Origin of the sequence: Bacillus sp. 3G2 (genome assembly GCF_044324725.1) — a bacterium.
GTDB classification, from domain to species: Bacteria; Bacillota; Bacilli; order Bacillales; family Bacillaceae_G; genus Bacillus_A; species Bacillus_A mobilis.
Map to the genome: position 1 here is coordinate 4,359,561 of NZ_CP172246.1, position 24,479 is coordinate 4,384,039.

Sequence of the window (24,479 nt, forward strand, 5' to 3'; positions counted from 1 at the left end):
CCAACAAGAGAATTGCACCCAAAAAGGATCATTCTCTTGTTTTTTTGTATAAAAAACGCATATTTTGATGTCTTTTTACATATTTATTCTATCATTTTCATAATTATTACTTACATTTATTACTTTTTATGTAAATGAATAAATATACAAAACAACTTAGAATGAGACTTAAACTAATAACTTTCCTACTCGTATCTAACTTTTTCGATGACAATTGATTCTTTTTATATACAAAACCAAGTTTGAGTTCACATTTTTTTCTTGCAGCACACTCATTAAAAGCTACCAACTCCCCAAATTACATATCCAATCACAAAACACATAGCGAATGCAACAAAGTAAGACAACGATTAATAAGAATTTTGCCCACCACCGATTATTAACTTTCATGGGCAATCCAACTTCCACTTAACTCCTTCGCACTCACCAAATTTTAAAGCATGATATAACAAAACTTTAATTAACAGAGCTTCATCCACCCCCATCCTTTTGCGGGCAAAAAAAATAGTGCTTAGATCGCTATAATCTAAGCACTATTTCTGAACGATAATAGTAGAGTTCTTTCTAAACTTCCATTCCATCCATTTCATAACAAATGGCTTCAATAAAGCCCTCGTCACAGGGATAACAAAGATCAAACCTATTATATCCGTTACATATCCAGGAAGTACCAAAAGAATACCTCCTACAAAGATAAAAATACCATCGAGTACTGCCGCTCCTGGCATTTCTCCTCTATTCAACTTAGATTGAATCTCTCCAAGTACTTTAAATCCTTGCCTTTTCGCCAAATAGACACCTACAACACCCGTAAATACAATCATAGCGAACGTAGACCATAAACCTATTACATGACTCGATCCAATTAAGACTGTAATCTCAATCGCCGGTATTAAAATAAACAAGAATAGTAACCACTTCATAGTTCTACACTCCTCTCATATACCATCGCTTTAAACGCCCTCACAACGCTCATATACACCATATAAAATCCGAATACATTTCTTATCAAACCTCATAATAAATAGCTTTTAAAAGCAATTTCAGACGTCTCAAGCTAGTTATACCTCATTTTTGTGTAAAAAAAAGAGAAGGACTCCGATCCTTCTCTCCGTATTACTTATAGCACTTCCGCATGTCCATTATAAACAATTCCGCGTGCCGCATCAACTGTTACTTCTTGGCCATTTTTTAAAGTTGCTGTTACGCCGTTTACACCAACGATAACAGGAATACCGATTGATACACCTACAACAGCCGCGTGGCTTGTTAGGCCACCTTCTTCTACAACTAGAGCAGCAGCTTTTTCAATTGCAGGAATCATATCTTTATCAGTGCTTGTTGTAACAAGGATATCACCTTTGTTTACGTTCGCTACAGCTTCAGCAGCTGTTTTCGCTACAACTACTTTACCTTTTGCAGCTTTACGACCGATTCCTTGTCCTTTTGCAACTTCTTCACCAACAACGTGGATTTTCATTAAGTTTGTTGTACCTGTTTCAGCAACTGGTACACCAGCAGTGATTACTACAGTGTCTCCAAGTCCAATTAGACCTGCATCCATACCTGTTTGAATTGCAGTATCTAACATTTCGTCAGTAGACGCTGCACGTTTTCCAGCCATAAATGCTTGTACACCCCAAACAAGTGCAAGACGACGTCCTACTTGCTCGTCAGATGTTACAGCTACGATTGGAGATTTTGGACGGTATTTAGAGATCATTTTCGCAGTATATCCACTTTCTGTTGGAGCTACGATTGCAGCTACATCAAGAGCAAGTGCTGTATGCGCAACAGATTGGCTAATTGCATCTGTAATTGTTGGAGTGAACTCTTTAATACGTTTTTTGAACATATCTTCATACTGTAATGATTTTTCAACACGTACCGCAATGTTAGCCATCATTGTTACTGCTTCTACTGGGTATTGACCAGCAGCTGTTTCACCTGAAAGCATGATTGCATCTGTACCATCGAAGATTGCGTTAGCTACGTCACTTGCTTCCGCACGAGTTGGACGTGGGTTACGTTGCATAGAATCTAACATTTGTGTCGCAGTAATAACTGGTTTACCTAACACGTTACATTTTTTGATTAGACGTTTTTGTACTAATGGTACTTCTTCTGGTGGAATTTCTACACCCATATCACCACGAGCTACCATTAAACCGTCAGAAACTTCTAAGATTGAATCGATGTTATCGATACCCTCTTGGTTTTCGATTTTTGGTACGATTTGGATATATTGAGCTTTATGCTCTTCTAATAATTCACGGATTTCTAATACGTCAGATGCTTTACGTACGAATGAAGCTGCGATGAAATCAACTTTTTGCTCGATACCGAAAATGATATCTTTTACGTCTTTTTCAGTGATACCAGGAAGCTTAATGCTTACGTTTGGTACGTTAACACCTTTTTTGTTTTTTACAGTTCCGCTGTTAAGAACTTTTGTACGGATGTTTCCGTCAGCTTTTTCGATTACTTCTAGTTCGATAAGACCGTCATCGATTAGAATACGAGAACCTGGGTCTACATCGTCATAAAGACCAGCATAAGATACAGAGAACTTCTCTGCAGTACCTAATACTTGCTCAGTAGAAAGAACTACTTCTGCACCTGTTACAAGCTCAGCTTGTCCGTCTACGAAGTCGTGAGTACGGATTTCTGGACCTTTTGTATCAAGTAAGATACCAACTGTTTTACCAGTTTTCTTTGAAGCTTCACGAATGTTTTTAATACGAGCGCCGTGCTCTTCATGGCTACCATGAGAGAAGTTTAAACGAGCAACGTTCATACCCGCTTCGATTAATTGTTCTAATTTCTCAATACTTTCACTAGCAGGACCTATAGTACATACAATTTTAGTTTTACGCATATTGCACCTCCGAAAATTATGAAACCGTTCCCAAATATCCGACATTAAGCCGATTAGATGGATAATTCTTTAGATAATTGATACATATCTTTATCGATTGTATGCTTTTGAGCTAACGCTTCGATAATGTCATGATCAACAAGTTTATTATCTTGAATACCTACACAACGTCCACCTTTACCAGCAATTAATAATTCAACTGCTCTTGCGCCAAGACGACTTGCTAATACACGGTCTTGTGCACTTGGTGATCCACCACGTTGTACGTGACCTAACACAGTTACACGAGTATCAAAGTTTGTTGCTTCTTCAATATGCTTACCGATGTCAATTGCACTTCCAACACCTTCAGCCACAATGATAATACTGTGTTTTTTACCACGTTCACTACCACGCTTCAGACGAGCAATAACATCTTCCATGTCATACTCTTCTTCTGGAATTAAAATTGTTTCAGCACCATCAGCTAAACCAGCCCATAATGCGATATCTCCAGCATGACGTCCCATTACTTCGATAACATATGTACGTTCATGAGATGTAGCTGTGTCACGAATTTTATCAATTGCATCAATAACAGTATTTAAAGCTGTATCGAAACCAATTGTGAAGTCTGTTCCAGGAATATCATTGTCGATTGTACCTGGTACACCAACACATGGGAATCCTTGTTCAGTTAATTTTTTAGCACCTTGGTAAGAACCATCTCCACCAATAACAACAAGTCCTTCGATACCGTGTTTCTTTAATTGCTCGATACCTTTTAGTCGTACTTCTGGATCTTTAAACTCAGGACATCTTGCTGTATATAATTTTGTACCACCACGGTGGATAATATCGCCAACAGAACCAAGTTCTAATTTTTCAATATGACCAGAAATTAAACCAGCGTATCCATGGTAAATACCATATACTTCAATATCATGGAAAATCGCTTTACGAACAACTGCACGAATGGCAGCATTCATACCAGGTGAATCTCCACCACTTGTTAATACACCAATACGTTTCATTTGTACTCACCTCATAAAGATTATTTGCCTTATAATAAAATAACACGAAAAAATATAAAAACACAATGGAGAAGATGTGTCTTTTCATAATAAAAACGTGCATTCGCGAAGAGGAACGCACGCTTTTATTATTTTATCCCAATGGAAGCGTTTGAAAACGAAACTTGCCCAATTTTCATATATTTTTCATAACGTTTTTCGATTAATTCATCTTTCGAAATTCCGCTTAATTGTTCAAAAGTTTTCTTAAGCATTAAATCTATATTTTCTGATTGTTTTAAAATATTACGATGTGCTCCGCCTTTTGCCTCTGGAATAATTTCGTCAATTACACCTAATTCTTTCAAATCTAATGCTGTAATTTTCATCGCTTCTGCAGCTTCTTTTGCTTTACCAGCATCTTTCCAAAGAATTGCCGCCGCACCCTCTGGTGTAATAACAGAATACGTGGAATTTTCCAGCATATGAATGTAATCTCCTACTCCAAGACCTAACGCACCACCACTACCACCTTCACCGATAACAATACAAATAACAGGTACAGTTAAACCCGCCATTTCAAATAAATTACGGGCGATCGCTTCACTTTGTCCACGTTCTTCAGCTGCTTTACCAGGATAAGCTCCCTTCGTATCAATGAAACAAATAATAGGACGATTAAACTTTTCCGCTTGTTTCATTAGACGCAGTGCTTTTCGATATCCTTCTGGATGAGGCATCCCAAAATTACGACGGATATTTTCTTTCGTATCTTTTCCGCGTTGATGCCCAATTACAGTTACTGGCATCCCCTTATATTTCGCAATGCCGCCGACAATCGCTGCATCGTCGCCAAATAGGCGATCTCCATGACATTCAAAAAAATTAGTAAATAAGTGCTCAATATAATCGAGCGTTGTCGGTCGTTCTGCATGACGAGCAATTTGAACACGGTCCCATACTTTCATATTGCCGTATATATCTTCCTCTAATTTTTCTAACTTGTCTTCCAAAATACGAATCTCCTCACTGAAGTCCATCTGGCTGTTTTTCGTATAGTCTTTCAGTTCACGAATCTTATTTCTTAGCTCAACAACTGGTTTCTCAAATTCTAGCTCTGCCATACAGCCATTTCCCCTCCTTGATGAACTTCTAAAATCTTACGGAGCGATTCTCTCATATCATCACGATGCACCACTGCATCTAATTGACCGTGCTCTAATAAAAATTCTGCCGTTTGGAAATCTTCCGGTAGTTTCTCACGCACTGTTTGTTCAATTACACGTCTACCAGCAAATCCGATAAGTGCACCTGGCTCTGCAAGATTGTAATCACCAAGTGAAGCGAAACTCGCTGAAACCCCGCCCGTCGTTGGGTGAGTCATAACAGAAATAAATAACCCTCCTGCATTACTATGCTTTTTCAAAGCTACGCTTGTTTTTGCCATTTGCATTAAACTTAATATCCCTTCTTGCATACGGGCACCACCCGACGCAGTAAAGATAATAAATGGAACTTGTAAGTCGTATGCTTTTTCAACTGCACGGGCAATTTTCTCTCCTACAACAGAGCCCATGCTGCCCATTCGAAAACGAGAATCCATTACTGCAACAACAACAAGCATGTCATCAATTGTTCCTTCACCAGTTACAACCGCTTCGTTTAATTCAGTCTTCTTACGATCGCTCTCTAGTTTCTCTTCGTATCCTGGAAACTCGAGTGGATTTACTGAAACCATTTCTTTGTCATACTCACGGAATGACCCTTCGTCCAATATACTATCAAGACGTTCCCATGCATTCATAGGATGATGATATCCACAATTCACACATACTTTTAAATTTTTTAGAACCTCTTTCGTATACATGATTTTTTTACATTTCGGACATTTTGTCATAACGCCATCCGGTACATCTTTTCGTACTTGTTCTGAAGGTATTGCAGCGTACTTTTTCTTTTTCACGAATAAATCTCTTAGCACAATTTGACCCCCTTCGTTGAGAGCTAAGGTTAGCGCAAGAAGAAAATTGGGCTAACACCAAAGTTTGATGTTAGCCTTATCTTCTCAATCTGTCTAATAACCTCACTCTTTACGTTTAACTTTAACCGCTACGCGATAGAATGTTTGTCATAACGTGTCATGGTCATTTCGACAAATTTTATACATTACGAGTGAAACTGTATATTCTCTACTAATTCATCGTAAATTTTTAGTGCATCATTTTCTTGTTTTTCTTCCAAAGTAGCATAAAGCTTTCTATACATATCGATAGAATCTCCTGAAACTTTACAAGAAAGAGTTGATACGTAATCATTTACGATCATCCAAATGCGATAAAGTAAATAATTATCGACTTGTTCAATAAGTGTTTTAAAGAACGTTTGATGAAGCATCGGAATTGAGTTTTCATTTTCTTCAAGTACTTTGTGTAATTTACTTAGCACTTTAGAAAACGTTTCTTTCGGTAAATTACATACAATTCGAATCATATCTTTCTCAAGCAATCGTTTTGTTTGTAATAAATCACGAATTGTTTTCTCATCTTGCAGCAAGAATGGCGCAATCAATTGTACAAGACCGTTATCGTAAAAGTTTCGAATAAACGTCCCTTCACCACGTCTCGTTTCAATCAATCCTACCAGTTCTAAAGCACGCAATGCTTCTCTTACAGAGGAACGCCCTACGTTTAAACGTGAACTTAACTCACGCTCAGACGGCAAACGATCCCCCGCCACCAATCCATCTTCTTCCATAATGGAACGGATTTTTTTTACAATTTCGAGATATACTTTTGTATTTGATGATGTCAATGGAAATTCCTCGCTTATTCTTTACCAATCAGCGCTAATTGTTTTGTTTTCTCAGCAATCTCATTTGGATCTACTTGACGGCGAGCTACTCCTGTCTCCATTGCAGCTTTCGCAACGTAAGCTGCCACTTGAGGCGCTACACGCGCGTCAAACGGTGCAGGAATGATATAGTCTGCATTCAACTCATCTTCTGCTACAAGCTCAGCAATAGCCTGTACAGCTGCCATCTTCATTTCTTCGTTAATTTGTGTCGCATGTACGTCAAGTGCACCGCGGAAAATACCAGGGAACGCTAGTACATTATTTACTTGGTTTGCGAAGTCAGAACGACCCGTTCCAACAACAGCTGCGCCCGCTGCTTTTGCCAATTCTGGCATAATTTCTGGAACTGGATTCGCCATTGCAAAAATAATTGCATCGTCATTCATTGTACGAACCATCTCTTCTGTTAATGCACCTTCTGCAGATACACCAATGAATACGTCCGCACCTTGTACAACATCAGCTAAAGAACCTTCGATACGATTCTTATTTGTATATTTTGCAACTTCATCCTTCACAGGATTCATACCTGTAGGACGACCCTCATAGATCGCACCTTTACGGTCACACATAATAATGTCGCGTACACCATAGCGATATAAAAGTTTAATAATTGCAATACCTGCTGCACCTGCGCCATTTGCGACAACTTTAATGTCAGACATTTTCTTTCCAACTAATTTTAGCGCGTTCACAAGACCTGCTACTGTTACGATAGCTGTTCCGTGTTGATCATCATGGAAGATAGGAATATTTGTTTCTTTTTTCAAACGTTCTTCAATAATGAAGCAGTTTGGTGCTGCGATATCCTCTAAGTTAACGCCGCCAAAAGTTGGCTCCATTAATTTTACAGTTTCAACAATTTTATCTACATCGTTTGTATTTAAGGCAATTGGGAATGCATCTACACCAGCAAAGCTCTTGAATAATACAGCTTTACCTTCCATTACTGGAAGAGATGCTTCAGGTCCAATGTTACCAAGACCAAGTACAGCCGTTCCATCAGTCACAACTGCTACCATATTTCCCTTCATCGTATATTCATATACCTTACTTTTATCGTCATAAATTTCTTTACAAGGCTCTGCAACCCCTGGAGAATATGCAAGACTTAAATCTTTTGCATTTTCTACTTTTACTTTTGATACAGTTTCTAATTTTCCTTGATGCACTTTATGCATGTGAAGTGCTTCTTCACGAAGTGTTGACAAACTATCCACTCTCCTCAAATTATTCTAGCTGATATCAATTTCTCCAAGTGGTCTGACCACGAACACTACTACTATAATAATCGAAGTGTAGGGAAATTGTCCATTATATTTTCACAACCACATTTTCTTCCCCGACAATTTCACGAAGTGCTCCTAAACATTCTTCACTTGGATGAATCGATAAACTTCGTGATAATTGTACCATTTTATGTTCCTTTTCATAATAAATTAGTACTTTCGCAAAACCCGAATAGTCAAACAATATTTTAGTAACCTGATTTAACAACTTTTTCTCATACTGAGACGGCAATTTCACGTAAACAGATGCGTCTTTCTTTTCTTCATACACATCCATTTCTTCTAACGGATATAGCCCATTTACAATCCATTGCAACTTATGATTTCTAAGTTCAATCATACCGTCAACTAATACAATTGCCCCTTCTTGTAACTTATCTGAGAAATGTATATACGTTTCAGGGAAAAGAACTGCTTCCATTTCATCATTTTGATCACAAAATGTAATAAACGCCATCTTTTGCAACTTTTTCGTACGAATTACTCTCACGCTTGTTATATACACGATCGCTCTTTGTACTTTTTTCTTATGCCGCATCGCTTGAGCGAGAGATGGAATTTCTAATTCTTTCGCTAACTTTACATACTGCGCTGTCGGATAGCTTGATAAATAAAAGCCTAATGCTTCCTTTTCTTTATTTAACTGTTCAATAAAAGAGAGCTCTTCTCCTTGTACGTATTTTGATTTCGGAACAGCATCTCCTAAATCACGTGCAAGATTTGCGTACTCTAACGCTCCTTTAAGACTTTTCCATAAATTCGTTCTCGAAACACCAAAATCATCAAAACATCCAGACCAGACGAACGCCTCTAAATTTCGCTCTGTTACAAACTTTGATGGCATGCGAAGACAAAATTCAAATAAATCTTCAAACATTTTTTTCTCTCGTTCTTCGAGTAATGCTGTCACTGTAGCCATTCCGATGTTTCGAATGGAAAGTAAGCTGTAACGTATCGCATTGCCTTCTATTTGGAAATTGTAACCACTCCTCTGAAGAGACGGCGGCAAAACGTGAAAACCTTTTCGCTTCGTTTCTCGTATATACTGCACAATCTTATCTTCATTTCCAATTGCACTTGATAATAGTGCTGTCATAAATTCCAGCGTATAATTCGCTTTTAAGTAGGCAAGCTGATATCCAATCATACTGTAGGCAACTGCGTGACTTCGGTTAAAACCGTAATTCGCAAATCTTACAATTAAATCATAAATTTTCTCTGCAGATGTCTCGTCATAACCATTTTGTAAACAACCTTGCACAAAATGCTTACGTTCCTGATCTAAAATATCACGATTTTTTTTACTCACTGCACGGCGTAATAAATCTGCTTCTCCGAGCGAGAATCCTGCTAATTTCGACGCAATTTGCATAATTTGTTCTTGATATACAATTACACCGTACGTTCTTTCTAAAATTGGCTTTAAGTCCGGATGTAAATATTCAATTTTTCTTTTTCCATGCTTTGATTCAATAAAGGTCGGAATTTGTTCCATTGGGCCTGGTCTATATAACGAGTTAACAGCGACAATATCTTCAAATTCATTCGGTTTTAACCCACGAAGTACATTTCGCATACCACCTGATTCAAGCTGGAATACACCTGTTGTATCCCCTCTACCTAACAATTGGAACGTTTTTTCATCTTGAAGTGGTAAATTTCTTATATCAATTTGTGTCCCCGTTTTTCTCACGATAAACTTTATAATATTTTCAAGTAATGTTAAATTACGTAATCCTAAAAAGTCCATCTTTAACAAACCAAGTTCTTCTAATGCATCAGCTGGATATTGCGTCACATACACATCGTTATGCCCTTCTTGAATTGCAACACTTCCTGTTAACGGCTCTTGGCTCATAATAACGCCAGCTGCATGAATAGACGTATGACGTGGTAAGCCTTCTACACGTTTTGCAATTTCAAACACACGCTCATGAAGAAGATTCCCTTGTATGAACTCACGGAGTGATTGTGATTCCTCATATGCATCTTTTAACGTTATACCAAGCTTTGATGGGATAAGTTTTGAGAATATATCAATATCTCGCGGCGGAAGCCCCATCACACGCGCAATATCTCTAATTGCTGCTTTTGCTGCAAGCGTCCCAAACGTTACGATTTGTGCAACACGAAGCTGACCATATTTATCTTTCACATATCGAATCATCTCATCACGTCTTATATCTGGAAAATCGATATCAATATCTGGAAGTGTCACACGTTCGGGGTTTAAAAATCTTTCAAATAATAGATCATATTCAATCGGATCAATATCTGTAATTTCTAATACGTAAGAAACAAGTGATCCAGCTGCCGACCCACGTCCTGGTCCTGTTAAAATATGATTTTCATGCGCATACTTCATAAAATCCCATACGATGAGGAAATAATCACTAAACCCCATACTAGAAATAACGTTTAATTCATGATTTAAACGCTGGATATGTACTTCTTTCGGCGTACCATAACGTTTCTGCAACCCTTCTTCACAAACACGGCGTAAATACATATCATTCGTCTCGTTAGCTGGAACAGGAAATTTCGGTAATTGATTTACATGAAATGGTATTTCTACTCTGCAACGTTCTGCAATTTCTACTGTATTGTAAATCGCCTCTTCTACGTGAGAAAATAGTGCTTCCATTTCATCTGATGATTTTAAATAATATTGGTCTGTTTTCAGCCTCGGCCTATCTGGATCCGTCATTTTCGATCCACTTTCAACAGATAATAAACACTCATGAACAAGTGCGTCACTTTGATTGATGTAGCGTACATCGTTTGTTGCAACGACTGGAACATTTATCCTACTCATAAATGCAGGTAATTTCTCTTGCAAAAGCAGTTCATCTTGAATCGCATGATGCTGCAAACTCATATAAAAATTGCTGAACATACTTTGGTACATGCGAGCTACTTCTTCAGCTTCACTCTCTTTGTCTTCTAATAATAATTGTTCTATTTCCCCATCTTTACCTGGTGAAATAGCAATTAATCCTTTCGCATAATGGGCAAGCCACTTTTTCGGAATACCTTCTTTTGACTTCGTCATAATGCTACTAGAAATCTTTAATAAATTTTGATAGCCTATTTCATTTTCAGCAAGTAAAACAAGCGGATAAGATTTCTCATCTTCTTCACTAAAAATAGAAGCTGTTAAGCCGATAATAGGCTGTATACCATGTTTCTTACATGCTTTATAAAACGGAATAACGCCATACATAACATTTTCATCCGTAATAGCCAGTGATGAAAAACCAAGTTCTTTCGCCCTGACTACAAGCTCATCAATTTTACAAGCACTTTTTAATAAACTAAAAACGGTTTGACATTGTAAATGCACAAACTTCACTGTTGTACCCTCTCTTTACCAATTTGACTACTTTTATTATAGGTGATGAGGAAAGCGGAAATCAAAACATACTTCTTATACTTTGTCCATATATATGAAGAAGAAAGGGGAATGACGATGGATGTAAGAGAACACACTTTTTTCTCTCTGCTTATTATTAGTTATTTTATTGCCTTTGGGGTTATACTCGGTGGTTCATTAATTGGCGGCTTTGGTGCATTCCTTATCGGAAAACCAACTCTAACCTACATTAATCAATTCGCCCAAAATTTAAGGATTTGGGCACTCGTTGCAGCAATTGGCGGAACATTTGATACTTTTTATAGCTTTGAAAGAAGTTTCTTTGGCGGAGATATGAAAGATATCGTAAAACAAATTCTCCTTATTTTTTTCGCAACGGGTGGTATGCAAACAGGTCTTACTATTATTAAATGGCTAACTCAGGAACATGTATGAGAGTACCAAGTGCCAATACAGCAAAAAAATGGTATTTAGTTTTAGCTGGTGCTGCTGTTGGAGGCGTATTGAGCTGGTTTATTTTTTTGTACATATACGGTGTTTTTCAAGAAGAACAAGCTAGTAAAATAGCAGAGCAACGAGAAATTATAGAAAAACAAGAAGCAAAGCTCCACGTCCTTCTCGAAGATCAAGAAAAATTGAATACAGAAAATAAACGACTCTTAACTATTCAAGAGATTAAAATAAAAATAATTAATCGAGAAAAATACGATTTAGACAATCTTACACTCGAAAATATGACCACTTCTATTCATAATGACCTCCAGCACCTTTTAACGAAAAACATACAAAGTATCGCAAAAAATAAAGACCTACTCAAAAAGGTAATCGAAAACAAAACGTACAAACATTACGATCGTCTATACCGCTTTAAAGTCGATACAATATCTTTTGATACTGTGCTTGAAATTAGCATTACTATAGAGAAAGAAAAATAAAGAAGGAGGGCTTTAGCGCCGCTCCTTCTTTTCGTTTTCATATATAATCTCTTATCTACACAACTCACGTAAATCAGCAAAAAGACGATCCGCTTCTTCCCAAGAAGATGCTTTTGCACCCGAAGCCATCGGATGCCCTCCGCCATTATATTGCATTGCTAATTTATTTATAACTGGTCCTTTTGAACGAAGACGAACACGAATCACATCGTCTTCCTCTAAAAATAGAACCCACGACTTTAATCCATCAATATTACCAAGTGCTCCAACAACGCCAGATGCCTCAGAAGGGAGTACATCAAACTTTTCTAATACTTCTCTCGTTAATTTAATGTAAGCTGCTCCTTCTTCTACCATCGTAAAGTTTTGTAAAATATAGCCGTTCAAACGAGCAATCTTTTCTTTCGTCTTATACATTTCATTGTATAAATCTGTGAATTTCACATCCATATCAACAAGTTCACTTACATAACGAAGTGTTTTCGCTGTTGTATTCGGGAATAAGAAACGACCTGTATCCCCAACAATCCCCGCTAAAATAAGACGAGCTGCTTCTTTTGTTATCTGTAATCCTTTATCTTTTCCATAACTGTAAAACTCATAAATCATTTCACTTGTAGAACTTGCTGTCGTATCTACCCACGTAATATCTCCGTAGGGATCTTCATTTGGATGATGGTCAATTTTAATTAACATCTTCCCTTTTGCATAGCGTTGATCGTCAACACGTTCTTGGTTCGCAGTATCACATACGATTACAAGTGCATTTTCATATACACTATCTTCAATATCATCCATTACTCGTAAATATTCTAGTGACGGCTCATTATACCCAACCGTATAAATATTTTTCTCTGGAAACGATTCTTGTAGAATGGTACCAAGACCGCCCTGTGAACCTAACGCATCTGGATCTGGACGCACATGGCGATGAATAATAATTGTATCAAACTCTTTAATTGCTCCTAAAATTTGCTCATGCATATGTATAATCTCCTTTTTACTCAACTTCTTCACTTTATCTTCCATTATAACGGAAAGTATTTCATACATGCGAACAATTGCTTTATAATAAAAGTTAGAAAGTTTAGATATTTCTTTTTTCTCCACTATTATTTTTCATAAAGCGATGGGAGTGTGCATTATGCCAGTATTAGTCTTCTGTATTATCGTCTCATTTATGTTGTATCTCTTCTACAAAACAAAATACTTTCGTACAAACCGCCCAATGGAGAAAGGTTGGCTCTCAGGAAAATCCGCAATGGCACTCGGTTCATTCGTCTTATTCTTCGGGATAAACCAATTCTTTTTAGAACTTTCAACCGCTCGTATTATCGTTGGTGTTTTATTTGTTCTATTTGGTAGTGCAAGTGTATTTAATGGATTTCGCCAATACAAACATTTCTTACCATTAGCCGTTGAAGAAGCTGAATCTGTCTGAAGCAACGTAAAAAAAGCATCAATATTGTGATGCTTTTTTACGTCCCCTAACTTTCAAAATCATATATGCAACAAACGCAGACGGTATATTAAAGGGATTTCCTTGTACGTGAAAATGTAATTGTTCTTCCTCAAAAGACATTTTTTCATATAGTTCTCGCTGAGATAAGCCTGTTCGTTTCTTTTTTTCATGTAAACCTTGTAAATATAAATATTGAAACGGTATCATCACAAGAAAGTAAAATAGTGCGATTCCACCAAAAAAGAGTACCTCTGATGACATAATGCATACCGCCTTTCTATAATCCATTTTCTTACAATCTAATTATAACATAGTATATAACCTAATTAAATAACTATTCTGTCTTCTTTATATAACCGTCTCTCCACATAACTCTTTTTCAGCGTACTGAACATATCGCCGAATAAAAGCACCGGGATTTTTTCTAATAGGCTCGATATCAAGTCTTAACGGAATCTTTCCCGCCATATAAAAAATTCTCAAGGCAGTCCCAAGTCGCATGGCTGCTTCCGAAATATTTTCCCCATATCCCATCATGAAATTCCCCCATACGTCTTCTAACTGTCCCGAAGCAATTAAATGTAATCTCGGAACCCCAATATCAAACTCTTTATACCCAAATCCACATTCATCAAAATCAAGTAAATACAAATCCTCTTTGTCTATAAGAACATTACCAAAATGCATATCCCCATGAACAAATTGTTTTTCTCCTAGTTGAGTTGAATTTGTGAGTTCTTGTATTCTTTCTGCGATTTTCATGCATTTATGCTTATCCGCATGCGATAGAAATGAAGCATTTAGTAATCGCTGTAAAGGCTCGTGGATTATCTTTTGCTCACTATATATCGGCCTTTCGTAACCTCTCCAAGTTTGCGGTACTCTTTTGAGCACTTCATTTGTTTTTTCATGAAACATTCGCATTAGTGACCCAAGTTTTTCATAATCCTTATCCCTTGGTTCTAAAATTTCACTTCCGTTTATAAACCTAAAGACAACAAAATACCGAATACTTCCCTCATCTTTCATAACAGATGTAATCCAATCACCATTTTTATTTGCAACTACTTCTGGTACTAACATTTGTTTTTGTATCGCTATTAACCAATGTATTTCAGCCTCTATCTGCTCTGCTGTATAACGTCCTTCTCTATACTGCCTAACTACAAATTTATTTTTGTCCGATTCGAATATATATGTTTGATTTTCTCCCCCATGCAACAATGAAATTTTCGTAAGACTATTTAAATTATATTGCTTACATAACTGCTCTTTAGTGTGACAATCCATTCTTTTCCCCCTAGTTCATATAGTGAAGCATCGTTTCCCTATCCAATCACACGATTGTTATCTTTTAATGATTAGTAGCGTAATCGACTAACAACTAATTTTCTATCCACATTGATACATATCCTTCTATTTTTTCACTTCTCTACCCGAACTCTTACGTAGCTTAAGCATTAACTTCAAAACCAAATAAAACAAAATAAAGTTAAAGAAAAAACCTAATGGATTAAACGAAATTTCCCATCCACCATAATAAATGAAATTTTCTGCTGGTATACCAAAGTAAAGAAAATCGCTCTTATTTTCTCCAGTTGTAGGGATAAAGGAACAAATAATAGCGAAAACCAAACTCACTATATACAATTTCTTTTTATTTGAATCCATTCTTCTATGTGTTAACACATGAAAAGTTATTGCAAATACTACCCCTAAAACGAGAACTATTACTCCCATTCGACACCTCCACAATTATTGTTCAAGCATCTTCAAGCGATTGCGTGCCCCTACTTATAAATATGAAACAGAACGTGATAGATTCAGTTGCTAACTACATTAAAAAACTCCCTACTATAGCGTTCTTAAAAAAAAAATGGAACAAACCAAAGCGGCTTGCTCCATCTTTTTATTTATCGATCAACTGCACCATAAGTAATGCTTTCCCGACAACATTACCTTCATGATGTACTTCTACATCCACCTTACCAAATTTACGTCCAATTTCTAATACCTTCGGATGAACCGATACAACATTGTCAATTTGAACTGGTTTTACGAAATAAATTGTTAAGTTCTCAACAATTAAATCACTTTTCTTTTGCGCACGAATAACGCGATTCGTTGCTTCCGTCACAATCGTTGCGAATACACCGTAAGATAACGTTCCGATTGAATTGGTCATTTGCGGTGTCACTGAAAATTGATATAGATGTTCATTTTTTGCTTCTTTCGGTGTCATGAATTGATTCGTTACAATATCATCGATTGTTTCCCCAACTTGTGGTTGACGCTGAATCATTTGCAACGCCTGAAGTACATCTTGACGGCTAATAATACCTTGCAGTTTATTTCCTTCATCAACAACAGGAAGTAACTCAATACCTTCCCACACCATCATACGTGCCGCAGCCGCGACAGACATTTTTCCATTTACCGTAATTGGATGTTTTGTCATCACTTTATCAATTGGTGTTTCTTTCGCTACACCGATCATATCTTTTGAAGTTACAATACCTAATACCTTTTTATTTTCATCAACAATTGGATATCTTCCGTGCATCGTCTCTTCGTTATACGCATGCCATTGCTGTACTGTATCACCTGGTTTTAAATATAGTGTCTCTTCAATTGGTGTTAAAATATCTTCAACGAGTACTATTTCTTTCTTAATAAGCTGATCATAAATCGCACGGTTAATTAACGTCGCAACTGTAAATGTATCGTAACTACTTGAAATAATCGGCAGTTTTAATTCATCTGCTAATTTCTTCACATGATCTTCCGTATCAAATCCACCCGTAATCAATACCGCAGCTCCGGCTTCTAACGCTAATTGATGTGCGTTCGTACGGTTACCGATAATCAGTAAGTTCCCTGCTTCTGTATAGCGCATCATCGCTTCTAATTTCATTGCCCCGATTACGAATTTATTTAACGTCTTATGTAGTCCTTCTCTGCCCCCAAGTACTTGACCATCGACAATGTTAACGACTTCTGCATATGTCAGCTTTTCAATATTCTCTTTCTTCTTTTGTTCAATTCGAATTGTTCCGACACGTTCAATCGTACTAACATATCCTTTATTTTCTGCATCTTTAATTGCACGGTAAGCTGTCCCTTCACTTACACTCAAATCTTTCGCAATTTGCCTTACAGAAATTTTATGCCCTACTGGCAGGCTATTAATATGTTCTAAAATTTGGTTATGCTTGGTAGCCAAATGGTTTCACCATACTTTCTTTTCCCTAAATTCTTCATGTGTTGTATTTTCAGTATACTATATTTTCAAAACTGTTACACTCTCTCTTTGTATATCTGTACTATTTTTTTTATAACAAAATACGCCTTACATTATACTACTTCTTCTATTACAACAATGTAATGGTATTGTCATCTCGTTCGATAGTTTGTCCAGCCGCTTCAATATACAATGAAGACAAGAAATGAAACAAAGGAGCGGATACATGATGAAAAAATTATTAGAAGTTGTAGGTGCTGTATTTTTAGCTTTCGTAGACGGGAAAAAAGTTGCAATGGAATTGAATGAAACACCTGAACAGCCACTTCCAAAAAGAAAAGAATCACCAAAACAAGTACAAACTTTAAAAGCTGTCCTACACACGTAAAAAACCCTTCACTTGTCTTTTCAAATGAAGGGTTTCTTTTCTATAGTGTAATACTTTCTCCAGCTTCTAATACTTTCCCTGTACAATTTTGTAGCTTTTCTACAAATTGATATGGGTCTTGTTCAATTACTGGGAACGTATTGTAATGCATCGGTACAACAGTTTTCGCTTGAACCCATTTCGCTGCTAAAACAGCATCTTCTGGTCCCATTGTGAAATTATCACCAATTGGTAAAAATGCTATATCAATGTTGTTCAGTTCCCCAATTAATTTCATATCAGAGAATAGAGCGGTATCTCCTGCATGGTACACAGTTTTCTCTTCTGCTGTAAATAAAATACCTGCTGGCATACCTGTATATGTAATCGTCTTATTGTCTTCATCAATATAACTAGAACCGTGGAATGCTTGTGTAAACTTCACTTTTCCGAAGTCAAATTCATGCGAACCACCAATATGCATCGGATGTATATTCACACCTTGCCAACTTAAAAAGGTCGCTAGTTCAAATGGTGCCACAACAACTGCATTATTTTTCTTCGCAAGCTCTACTGTATCTCCAACATGATCACCATGTCCATGCGATAAAAGAATCGCATCTACTTTAACATCTTCAGCCTTTAAATCTGTTGTAGGATTTCCAGTTAAAAATGGGTCAATTAAAATCACTTTTCCATTCGTTTCAATCTTTACAACTGAATGCCCGTGATAAGATACTTTCATTACTACATTCCTCCCCTATTCACATTCTCACTTTTTATTCTACATGATTTTTAAATTCCCTGTCTTTTCTAACATCTATTTACTTGTCATAACGCTTTCCTCCGATGTAAAGTTATATTTGTAATTAAATATCTCGGGGGTGCCAATCGATGAATGCTAGATTAGAAAATTTAATGCAATGGCTAAAAGAAAAAAACGTAGAAGCTGCGTTCTTAACTTCTACACCAAACGTTTTCTACATGACAAACTTCCACTGTGAACCACACGAAAGACTTCTTGGTATGTTTGTATTCCAAGAAAAAGAGCCTATTTTAATTTGTCCTAAAATGGAAGAAGGTCAAGCGCGTAACGCTGGCTGGGCACATGAAATTATCGGATTTACTGATACTGACAGACCATGGGATATGATTGCAAAAGCAATTAAAGACCGCGGCATCAATGCAAACGCAGTTGCAATTGAAAAAGAACATTTAAACGTAGAACGTTACGAAGAATTAACAAAACTATTCCCAAATGCAGCTTTCAAATCAGCTGAAGAAAAAGTTCGCGAACTTCGTTTAATTAAAGATGAAAAAGAACTTTCTATTTTACGTGAAGCAGCTAAAATGGCGGACTACGCTGTTGAAGTTGGTGTAAATGCAATTAAAGAAGATCGTAGCGAGCTAGAAGTACTAGCAATTATTGAACACGAATTAAAAACAAAGGGCATACATAAAATGTCATTTGATACGATGGTATTAGCAGGTGCAAACTCTGCTCTTCCACACGGTATTCCAGGTGCAAACAAAATGAAACGCGGCGATTTCGTACTATTTGATTTAGGCGTAATCATTGAAGGTTATTGCTCTGATATTACACGTACAGTAGCATTCGGTGAACTTTCAGAAGAGCAAACTCGCATTTATAACACTGTACTTGCTGGACAACTACAAGCAGTTGAAGCATGTAAACCAGGTGTTACACTTGGCGCAATCGACAACGCTGCTCGTTCTGTGATCGCAGATGCAGGTTACGGCGACTTCTTCCCGCACCGCCTTGGTCACGGACTTGGAATTAGCGTACACGAATATCCAGATGTGAAAGCTGGTAACGAGTCTCCATTAAAAGAAGGTATGGTCTTCACAATCGAGCCAGGTATTTACGTACCAAACGTAGGTGGCGTTCGTATTGAAGATGATATTTATATCACAAAAGACGGGTCAGAAATTTTAACGAAATTCCCGAAAGAATTACAATTTGTGAAATAAGAAAAAAGGCAGCGTGATTGCTGCCTTTTTCTGTTTCTCTAATATTTCAAACTTCTCTACAATCATTTTTGCTGGATAGCTTTCAAGCGTTTGAGAAGTCCATACTTTTATTTTATCCCCTGTTTTTAACTGTTTAAATGCACCTTTATCTTTAAAGCTCAAAACTATATGTGATGGATACTCTTTATTCATTTGTTGTTCTATATAATTTTGTAACTCTATTTTTGTTTCATACGTTTTATCACTGACGAAAAATACCGTGTCATTTCTTACTATGACATACCCTTCTTCAGGTACTTTTTTTACCTCTACTTGTTTTGTAGTGCACGCTGATAATATGATTAGAAATACACTTAAAAACATTAATTTTTTCATATGCCTATTCATTTTTAACTCCTTACTCTAGGCTATTTCAAATTTAACACCATCTTCTCCTCATACTTATCATCCCATTTAATCACAACCTCTATCGGTTCATCTTTGGATAGGGGCGCACAACTTACACAGGAAGACTTCATTTCAATCTTTGCTCCATTATGAACTTCTGACGTTTGTGTCATTGTGCTAAAGGCTCCATTAATAGCAATCTCTAAATTTTTAAATTCTATATTTCCATCTCCACCCTTATATTGAAACGTAAACACTCCATCTTCACTGTCGTCCTTAATATGGCCCTTATATTGTCCCGTCCAACTTTTGCTCTCGCTAGAAAAAGTAACATACCAAATTGAACAACTCCCTAAAAAGAAAATACTAATAAAAAAGACTAATGCTCTCTTCATCATGCCCTCCATTCAAAAGCATTTATTTATTGTCTATTTCTTCCTCTTATTATACTATTAAAATACAGAATTTTCTAAAATAGGGGGTTTATATGTTACAACAACAGTTAGAAGAAATTCGTAATAATAATTACATAATGGATAACACAATTAACATTGATTCTTTAAGTTCAAATTTGCTTAAACATATCGGTGTTACTGATAGCTATTTAAGAGACAAACTTATTTACTCTACTTTTTACCATCTCATCAAAAAGGACTACATTTCACACACACACTTACAGAAATTATTATTAGAAAGCATTAGTGAAAACTATTTATTGTATAACATTCATTCAGATGACAAAGATGCTGTATTTACCCGCGCATTTACGACATTATTACTTGCACTCATTATTGATGCGGATACAAAATATAATTTCTTATCACAGAATGATATTTTAACTGTAAAAGATCACTTAATTCTATATATGAACAATGAACATGATTTCCGTGGATATGTTCAAGACCACGGCTGGGCACATAGTATCGCTCATGCTTCTGATACATTTGAGGCGCTTGTGAATAGCCCTAAACTAGAAACTTTATATTACGAAGAAATATTACACACTTTATTAAACAAAGTGTGTGTCCATTCTATTTACTACAAATATGAAGAAGACGAGCGCCTCGTTTATCCGATTGTCTCAATGCTACAAAATGGTCTAAAGGAAGAGGCTCTCATATTAGCCATTCATGATTTAGTAGCTCAATTACCCGTCCAAAAACAAACATTACATATTAAATCGTATGAGTACTTATACGGAAATATAAAATCTTTCTTACGCAGCTTATTTTTCAGACTACGTACACTGTCTATATGTAAAGAAACCGAATGTAACATTGAAAAATTGCTACAAGAGCTTCCAAAATATTATTAAAAAAAGAAGGCCACTTAAAAAGTGCCTTCTTCTATTTCACTAATATTTAATTGAAATTTCACGATCCAAACTGAGAAAAGGTGGACAAGAAGCGCAAACGCCATACATGCTCCGCTTAAAAAAGTTAGTATAGGATGCGAATACACGTGCCCTAATCCATAAGATATAGCCACGAAAAACATTGTTATGTAAATATAAATTGCTCCATGTATTTGCCTCATATGAACCTCCTTTTCCCATATTATAACATAAATTTTCTGATTATTCACATTAATCGTTTGTGATTAATATTTCTCAACTGTTACACCTCTAACAGCCGCCTTAATATATGGTGCTCCTTGTAAACTTTGTAAATCCTCTGTTTTGCCTGTTACAACTACACCGTATATTGGTAGTTCTTTTGGTTTGGTGTTTTTTATTTCTTTATAATATTGTTCAAAATAATCACTTGGTATACCTTCACTATTTTTTGCTAAATACTTCATTTGGTATAGAAACTCTTTTGAGTTTATTGTTAAATCGTTTTTCACATCTTCTTTTACTTTTGCATAACTTCCTTCAAATCCAAAAACATTTTTAGCCATTTCCGCATTTAATATTGCGCCATTTTTTGGATCTTTTAACCCTACATAAGAATCACTTTTCTGTTCATTATATGTATCTACCCAAAACCAAACTGGCTGTACACTTTTCGGAAGCATCTCAGTAATTTGTTCAGCTGTATACGATTTATCAAAAGATAAAGCTACTTCTGCAACTTTATTTTGCAAATCCCCAATATTTTTCAAGTCATCTACATAATTTTTATAAGTAACGAAAGGTAAATAAAACCTCATTTCCCTTTGCATTGTTTGCACATTATAATCTGGTATCGTAACAGCCTCTTCACCTCTTTTTTCCTCATCTAAACTAACAAGCTCACCATTGTAGTGTTTCATACTATAATCCCATATACCAGATTCGTATATATCATTTACCCATTTCACTGGTTGACCGGCTATATTTTTATAAGAGTTATATATTACTGTACTTCCTGTCATACCAAGGCTTAAATACATGCTTCCGCTGAAACGGATATTAGGCCCTTGAACCATATGTAGTGCATTCATTTCTCTTTCCATTTTTCTAAACGTTTGCTGAGAAAAGTAAGCTGCTCCCAAAAACAAACTTACTATAACAATAATGGACGCACAAATAGAAATAAGCCAATTTCTCCACAGTTGCTTCCGCTTCGCTCTCTTCATCAAAACTTTCATCTGCTTATCATCCATATTCAAATCAAAGTCCTTCCGACTCATCGTTTCTCCTCCTATACAATTTTTTAAATTGATTTCTTGCACGGTACAAACTTGTTTTCACTGTTTCTTCTTTCATACTTAATAAAATGGCAATTTCCTTATAAGATAGTTCATATTCATATTTCAACAGTAAAATATGACGATAATCCTCCGTCATCGTCTCCAATGTTTTTTGTACCTCACCTTGTAATTCACTTGTTAAAAGCACTTCATCTAACGACTTTTGACCAATAAGAACGACAGATTCAATCGCAATGGGATTTAGTCTTTTTTCTTTCCTGTGTAAATCTCGGTGCTGATTTATCGCAACTCTAAAGAGCCACGGTGTTAAATGCTCTAACGGTATTTCCTCCATAAGTAATAAAGCTTTGTACAACGTATCTTGCACAATATCCTCTGCTTCTTTTCTATCTGCTCCAATCTTAATTAAATATCCAAACACAGCTTTTGACTTCTCTATTAATAATGTTTCAAACGTATCATGGCTCATCCTGCTCTCCTTTCTATATACTCAACGTTTGAGAGCGTAAAATGTATACAGCTTTCCTATAATTTTTTTCAAAATAAAAAGCACATCCATTTTGATGCGCTTCTCTCCAACATACTATTCTATTATTTCATCGCTTCCTTCACAACATCTTGAATCATAACAACTTCTGTTTTCATATCAACAGACTGTACTTCTTCATCAATACATTCATACCAAAAAGCTAAGTGCTTTTTATCAATTTCATGATGAGAATTTTCGACAAGAGCCCCGCCTTCTCCTTGCACAGAATACCAATATAAGTACTCTTCTCCATCTCTTATTTCCCGGAAAATTGTCTCAACGTACATCTTTTCGTCGTTTAATGTCAAAAGTACTTCTTTCATATTGTCATTCAGAAGCTGCATCCATTCATCTACACGATGACTTTTACCTTGCTTCACTTTAAATCTCGTTAACTCCACATTCATTTTTATTCCCCCGTTTTCTTCCGTACAAACAATCTATATTCTATTGGATTATGAAAACTTAATTTACGAGCTAATTTTTGCGAAGGAATATTATCTACATAACAATCCCAGCACGGTGTAATATCATTTTGCATGCAATGTTCAATGAACCGCGTTGCAACAGCTTGAGCTAATCCTTTCCCTTGATATGCTTTATGCGTAGCAATATCGATTTCAGCAAAACTATTCCCTCTAAATATTGAGACGCATTCAGCTACAATTATCCCATCTTGTTCTATACAAAATCCGAAACCACCGTTCAAAAATAGTTCTTTTGATCCCCAATATTCTTTATAATACTTCTCTGTAAATTCATTGCTTCGTGCTATATCACTTTTATCAATACACTTCACTTCATATGTATTTTTATTTGCATCTTGTTTTCTCTCTTCAAAGATTTCTCTTTGGAATTTCATTCGTGGCATATTCCGAAGTGCATTACTAAAACGCCCTTCAATCATCATTTCCCACTCTTCACTTGAAGCGAAGAGTGTAAATCTCTTCTCTGTTTTTTCAATAGCCATTTTTAAATACGCAAATAGATCTTCATTATAATTTTGATCATCCGTATGACCAAATAAATAATAGATACCGTTAGTTGTACGAATTAATCCTGCTGTTAACTTCTCGTTGGCAAAAATCTCACCATCTATCATTTGGTCACATACCGCATAAGCAAACGTCGTCGTTCTTGTATTACTTTCTAAAATCGGAATGATTTTTCTATACTCGGCTACAGATAATTTTTTCATAACTGCTCCACTTTAATCGTATCAGCTTCTATATTTTCAAAACAAAGATTTACCGTTCTCTTTAATGCTCTCGTTCTATGAATCGTACATGCTGGAATTAAAATAGAATCATTTGGCTTTAATACCGCTGTTTCTCCGTCTTCAAAATCGATAAGTAGTTCTCCCTCTAACACAATAAATAATTCATCTGAATTAGAATGATAGTGCCAATCATATTCACCCGTAAATACAGCGATTCGTAAACAATGACTATTTACATTTGAAACGACGAAGTTTTTATGTTGATCTTGAATGTTCTTTGTTAATTCTATCAAATTTACAGTTTCCATATTTCGTCCCACCCTTTCAT

The 24,479-nt window shown here is 36.1% G+C and carries 28 protein-coding genes; 6 read left to right on the forward strand and 22 right to left on the reverse strand.

What is annotated here, in order from left to right; translation table 11 throughout:
* Positions 1–533: 533 nt before the first annotated feature.
* From ACHZK0_RS22360 to dnaE, 8 genes are all read right to left on the reverse strand, one after another.
* Entirely contained in the window at positions 534–923 is a 390-nt protein-coding gene (locus tag ACHZK0_RS22360; protein ID WP_097818355.1) for an FxsA family protein, read from the reverse strand.
* 197 nt (positions 924–1,120) lie between these two features.
* Complete coding sequence (gene pyk, locus ACHZK0_RS22365; protein ID WP_063262648.1) at positions 1,121–2,878, reverse strand: pyruvate kinase; 1,758 nt, start codon at positions 2,876–2,878, stop codon at positions 1,121–1,123.
* A gap of 53 nt (positions 2,879–2,931) precedes the next feature.
* The gene (gene pfkA / locus ACHZK0_RS22370) at positions 2,932–3,891 is read right to left on the reverse strand and encodes a 6-phosphofructokinase (protein ID WP_000821161.1); all 960 of its coding nucleotides are present in this window, start codon (positions 3,889–3,891) and stop codon (positions 2,932–2,934) included.
* 128 nt (positions 3,892–4,019) lie between these two features.
* Positions 4,020–4,994 carry an acetyl-CoA carboxylase carboxyl transferase subunit alpha gene (gene accA / locus ACHZK0_RS22375; RefSeq protein ID WP_000818786.1) on the reverse strand — a complete coding sequence of 325 codons (975 nt, stop codon included), beginning with the start codon at positions 4,992–4,994 and terminating at the stop codon, positions 4,020–4,022.
* Positions 4,982–5,851, reverse strand: coding sequence for an acetyl-CoA carboxylase, carboxyltransferase subunit beta (accD, locus tag ACHZK0_RS22380; RefSeq protein ID WP_262740120.1), 870 nt, complete (start codon positions 5,849–5,851; stop codon positions 4,982–4,984). The genes accA and accD overlap by 13 nt, the downstream gene beginning before the upstream one ends.
* Positions 5,852–6,036: 185 nt before the next feature.
* Positions 6,037–6,681, reverse strand: a complete 645-nt coding sequence (locus ACHZK0_RS22385; protein ID WP_061677038.1) for a FadR/GntR family transcriptional regulator — start codon at positions 6,679–6,681, stop codon at positions 6,037–6,039.
* Between the two features lie 14 nt (positions 6,682–6,695).
* Positions 6,696–7,904: an NAD(P)-dependent malic enzyme gene (locus ACHZK0_RS22390; RefSeq protein ID WP_168216092.1), complete on the reverse strand. Its 1,209-nt coding sequence runs from the start codon at positions 7,902–7,904 to the stop codon at positions 6,696–6,698.
* Positions 7,905–8,037: 133 nt separating this feature from the next.
* Positions 8,038–11,364 carry a DNA polymerase III subunit alpha gene (gene dnaE / locus ACHZK0_RS22395; protein WP_395760881.1) on the reverse strand — a complete coding sequence of 1,109 codons (3,327 nt, stop codon included), beginning with the start codon at positions 11,362–11,364 and terminating at the stop codon, positions 8,038–8,040.
* A 42-nt stretch (positions 11,365–11,406) separates the two neighbouring features.
* Here dnaE and ACHZK0_RS22400 point away from each other — a divergent pair, with 42 nt between their 5' ends.
* Entirely contained in the window at positions 11,407–11,820 is a 414-nt protein-coding gene (locus tag ACHZK0_RS22400; protein WP_073516695.1) for a YtrH family sporulation protein, read from the forward strand.
* A complete protein-coding gene (ytrI, locus tag ACHZK0_RS22405; RefSeq protein WP_270341954.1) occupies positions 11,817–12,320 on the forward strand; it encodes a sporulation membrane protein YtrI in 504 nt (167 codons plus the stop codon). The genes ACHZK0_RS22400 and ytrI overlap by 4 nt, the downstream gene beginning before the upstream one ends.
* A gap of 51 nt (positions 12,321–12,371) precedes the next feature.
* Here ytrI and ACHZK0_RS22410 read toward each other — a convergent pair whose 3' ends face one another.
* A complete protein-coding gene (locus ACHZK0_RS22410; protein WP_080492535.1) occupies positions 12,372–13,304 on the reverse strand; it encodes a DHH family phosphoesterase in 933 nt (310 codons plus the stop codon).
* 160 nt (positions 13,305–13,464) lie between these two features.
* On the opposite strand from ACHZK0_RS22410, the gene ACHZK0_RS22415 reads away from it, so the two are divergent.
* A complete protein-coding gene (locus ACHZK0_RS22415; protein WP_001144772.1) occupies positions 13,465–13,761 on the forward strand; it encodes a YtpI family protein in 297 nt (98 codons plus the stop codon).
* A gap of 18 nt (positions 13,762–13,779) precedes the next feature.
* On the opposite strand, the gene ACHZK0_RS22420 is transcribed toward ACHZK0_RS22415, so the two are convergent.
* The 4 genes from ACHZK0_RS22420 to ACHZK0_RS22435 form a co-directional block, all read right to left on the reverse strand.
* Entirely contained in the window at positions 13,780–14,043 is a 264-nt protein-coding gene (locus tag ACHZK0_RS22420) for a DUF3949 domain-containing protein (RefSeq protein WP_061677033.1), read from the reverse strand.
* 87 nt (positions 14,044–14,130) lie between these two features.
* A complete protein-coding gene (locus ACHZK0_RS22425; protein WP_395760882.1) occupies positions 14,131–15,072 on the reverse strand; it encodes a phosphotransferase enzyme family protein in 942 nt (313 codons plus the stop codon).
* 126 nt (positions 15,073–15,198) lie between these two features.
* On the reverse strand, positions 15,199–15,522 hold the full coding sequence (locus ACHZK0_RS22430) for a hypothetical protein (protein ID WP_262740124.1): 324 nt from the start codon (positions 15,520–15,522) through the stop codon (positions 15,199–15,201).
* A gap of 169 nt (positions 15,523–15,691) precedes the next feature.
* Positions 15,692–17,005, reverse strand: a complete 1,314-nt coding sequence (locus ACHZK0_RS22435) for a CBS domain-containing protein (protein ID WP_262740125.1) — start codon at positions 17,003–17,005, stop codon at positions 15,692–15,694.
* Between the two features lie 244 nt (positions 17,006–17,249).
* Between ACHZK0_RS22435 and ACHZK0_RS22440 the strand changes: the two genes are divergently transcribed.
* Positions 17,250–17,411 (forward strand): hypothetical protein, encoded by a 162-nt coding sequence (locus ACHZK0_RS22440; protein ID WP_000976299.1) that lies wholly within the window; start codon positions 17,250–17,252, stop codon positions 17,409–17,411.
* Between the two features lie 40 nt (positions 17,412–17,451).
* Here ACHZK0_RS22440 and ACHZK0_RS22445 read toward each other — a convergent pair whose 3' ends face one another.
* The gene (locus ACHZK0_RS22445; protein ID WP_270341907.1) at positions 17,452–18,135 is read right to left on the reverse strand and encodes a metal-dependent hydrolase; all 684 of its coding nucleotides are present in this window, start codon (positions 18,133–18,135) and stop codon (positions 17,452–17,454) included.
* Between the two features lie 149 nt (positions 18,136–18,284).
* On the opposite strand from ACHZK0_RS22445, the gene pepQ reads away from it, so the two are divergent.
* Positions 18,285–19,382, forward strand: a complete 1,098-nt coding sequence (gene pepQ / locus ACHZK0_RS22450) for a Xaa-Pro dipeptidase (RefSeq protein WP_061677028.1) — start codon at positions 18,285–18,287, stop codon at positions 19,380–19,382.
* Here the strand turns inward: pepQ and ACHZK0_RS22455 are convergent.
* Both ACHZK0_RS22455 and ACHZK0_RS22460 read right to left on the reverse strand, forming a co-directional pair.
* On the reverse strand, positions 19,365–19,769 hold the full coding sequence (locus tag ACHZK0_RS22455) for a DUF3221 domain-containing protein (protein WP_395760883.1): 405 nt from the start codon (positions 19,767–19,769) through the stop codon (positions 19,365–19,367). The two genes, pepQ and ACHZK0_RS22455, sit on opposite strands and share 18 nt — an antisense overlap.
* 20 nt (positions 19,770–19,789) lie before the next feature.
* Positions 19,790–20,164: a hypothetical protein gene (locus tag ACHZK0_RS22460; RefSeq protein WP_262740128.1), complete on the reverse strand. Its 375-nt coding sequence runs from the start codon at positions 20,162–20,164 to the stop codon at positions 19,790–19,792.
* 92 nt (positions 20,165–20,256) lie between these two features.
* Here ACHZK0_RS22460 and ACHZK0_RS22465 point away from each other — a divergent pair, with 92 nt between their 5' ends.
* Positions 20,257–21,084: a DUF2785 domain-containing protein gene (locus ACHZK0_RS22465; protein WP_395760884.1), complete on the forward strand. Its 828-nt coding sequence runs from the start codon at positions 20,257–20,259 to the stop codon at positions 21,082–21,084.
* Between the two features lie 14 nt (positions 21,085–21,098).
* Here ACHZK0_RS22465 and ACHZK0_RS22470 read toward each other — a convergent pair whose 3' ends face one another.
* The 6 genes from ACHZK0_RS22470 to ACHZK0_RS22495 all read right to left on the reverse strand — a co-directional run bounded on the left by ACHZK0_RS22470 (position 21,099) and on the right by ACHZK0_RS22495 (position 24,459).
* Positions 21,099–21,305 (reverse strand): hypothetical protein, encoded by a 207-nt coding sequence (locus ACHZK0_RS22470; RefSeq protein ID WP_001248905.1) that lies wholly within the window; start codon positions 21,303–21,305, stop codon positions 21,099–21,101.
* A gap of 63 nt (positions 21,306–21,368) precedes the next feature.
* A complete protein-coding gene (locus ACHZK0_RS22475; RefSeq protein WP_262740130.1) occupies positions 21,369–22,382 on the reverse strand; it encodes an anti-sigma factor in 1,014 nt (337 codons plus the stop codon).
* Entirely contained in the window at positions 22,363–22,872 is a 510-nt protein-coding gene (locus ACHZK0_RS22480; RefSeq protein ID WP_375810568.1) for an RNA polymerase sigma factor, read from the reverse strand. Before ACHZK0_RS22480 ends, ACHZK0_RS22475 begins: the two co-directional genes overlap by 20 nt.
* 122 nt (positions 22,873–22,994) lie before the next feature.
* A complete protein-coding gene (locus ACHZK0_RS22485) occupies positions 22,995–23,339 on the reverse strand; it encodes a DUF6176 family protein (RefSeq protein WP_063260726.1) in 345 nt (114 codons plus the stop codon).
* 2 nt (positions 23,340–23,341) lie between these two features.
* Positions 23,342–24,130 carry a GNAT family N-acetyltransferase gene (locus ACHZK0_RS22490; RefSeq protein ID WP_395760885.1) on the reverse strand — a complete coding sequence of 263 codons (789 nt, stop codon included), beginning with the start codon at positions 24,128–24,130 and terminating at the stop codon, positions 23,342–23,344.
* Entirely contained in the window at positions 24,127–24,459 is a 333-nt protein-coding gene (locus ACHZK0_RS22495) for a cupin domain-containing protein (RefSeq protein WP_375810562.1), read from the reverse strand. The genes ACHZK0_RS22490 and ACHZK0_RS22495 overlap by 4 nt, the downstream gene beginning before the upstream one ends.
* Positions 24,460–24,479 lie beyond the last annotated feature (20 nt).

Coding starts and splice junctions, on each gene's coding strand:
- ACHZK0_RS22360 (WP_097818355.1), bottom strand. CDS start 923: ATGAAGTGGTTACTATTCTTGTTTATTTTAATACCGGCGATTGAGATT.
- pyk (WP_063262648.1), bottom strand. CDS start 2,878: ATGCGTAAAACTAAAATTGTATGTACTATAGGTCCTGCTAGTGAAAGT.
- pfkA (WP_000821161.1), bottom strand. CDS start 3,891: ATGAAACGTATTGGTGTATTAACAAGTGGTGGAGATTCACCTGGTATG.
- accA (WP_000818786.1), bottom strand. CDS start 4,994: ATGGCAGAGCTAGAATTTGAGAAACCAGTTGTTGAGCTAAGAAATAAG.
- ACHZK0_RS22390 (WP_168216092.1), bottom strand. CDS start 7,904: ATGCATAAAGTGCATCAAGGAAAATTAGAAACTGTATCAAAAGTAAAA.
- ytrI (WP_270341954.1), top strand. CDS start 11,817: ATGAGAGTACCAAGTGCCAATACAGCAAAAAAATGGTATTTAGTTTTA.
- ACHZK0_RS22410 (WP_080492535.1), bottom strand. CDS start 13,304: ATGCATGAGCAAATTTTAGGAGCAATTAAAGAGTTTGATACAATTATT.
- ACHZK0_RS22415 (WP_001144772.1), top strand. CDS start 13,465: ATGCCAGTATTAGTCTTCTGTATTATCGTCTCATTTATGTTGTATCTC.
- ACHZK0_RS22420 (WP_061677033.1), bottom strand. CDS start 14,043: ATGTCATCAGAGGTACTCTTTTTTGGTGGAATCGCACTATTTTACTTT.
- ACHZK0_RS22425 (WP_395760882.1), bottom strand. CDS start 15,072: ATGGATTGTCACACTAAAGAGCAGTTATGTAAGCAATATAATTTAAAT.
- ACHZK0_RS22430 (WP_262740124.1), bottom strand. CDS start 15,522: ATGGGAGTAATAGTTCTCGTTTTAGGGGTAGTATTTGCAATAACTTTT.
- ACHZK0_RS22440 (WP_000976299.1), top strand. CDS start 17,250: ATGATGAAAAAATTATTAGAAGTTGTAGGTGCTGTATTTTTAGCTTTC.
- ACHZK0_RS22445 (WP_270341907.1), bottom strand. CDS start 18,135: ATGAAAGTATCTTATCACGGGCATTCAGTTGTAAAGATTGAAACGAAT.
- pepQ (WP_061677028.1), top strand. CDS start 18,285: ATGAATGCTAGATTAGAAAATTTAATGCAATGGCTAAAAGAAAAAAAC.
- ACHZK0_RS22455 (WP_395760883.1), bottom strand. CDS start 19,769: ATGAATAGGCATATGAAAAAATTAATGTTTTTAAGTGTATTTCTAATC.
- ACHZK0_RS22460 (WP_262740128.1), bottom strand. CDS start 20,164: ATGAAGAGAGCATTAGTCTTTTTTATTAGTATTTTCTTTTTAGGGAGT.
- ACHZK0_RS22465 (WP_395760884.1), top strand. CDS start 20,257: ATGTTACAACAACAGTTAGAAGAAATTCGTAATAATAATTACATAATG.
- ACHZK0_RS22470 (WP_001248905.1), bottom strand. CDS start 21,305: ATGAGGCAAATACATGGAGCAATTTATATTTACATAACAATGTTTTTC.
- ACHZK0_RS22475 (WP_262740130.1), bottom strand. CDS start 22,382: ATGAGTCGGAAGGACTTTGATTTGAATATGGATGATAAGCAGATGAAA.
- ACHZK0_RS22480 (WP_375810568.1), bottom strand. CDS start 22,872: ATGAGCCATGATACGTTTGAAACATTATTAATAGAGAAGTCAAAAGCT.
- ACHZK0_RS22485 (WP_063260726.1), bottom strand. CDS start 23,339: ATGAATGTGGAGTTAACGAGATTTAAAGTGAAGCAAGGTAAAAGTCAT.
- ACHZK0_RS22490 (WP_395760885.1), bottom strand. CDS start 24,130: ATGAAAAAATTATCTGTAGCCGAGTATAGAAAAATCATTCCGATTTTA.
- ACHZK0_RS22495 (WP_375810562.1), bottom strand. CDS start 24,459: ATGGAAACTGTAAATTTGATAGAATTAACAAAGAACATTCAAGATCAA.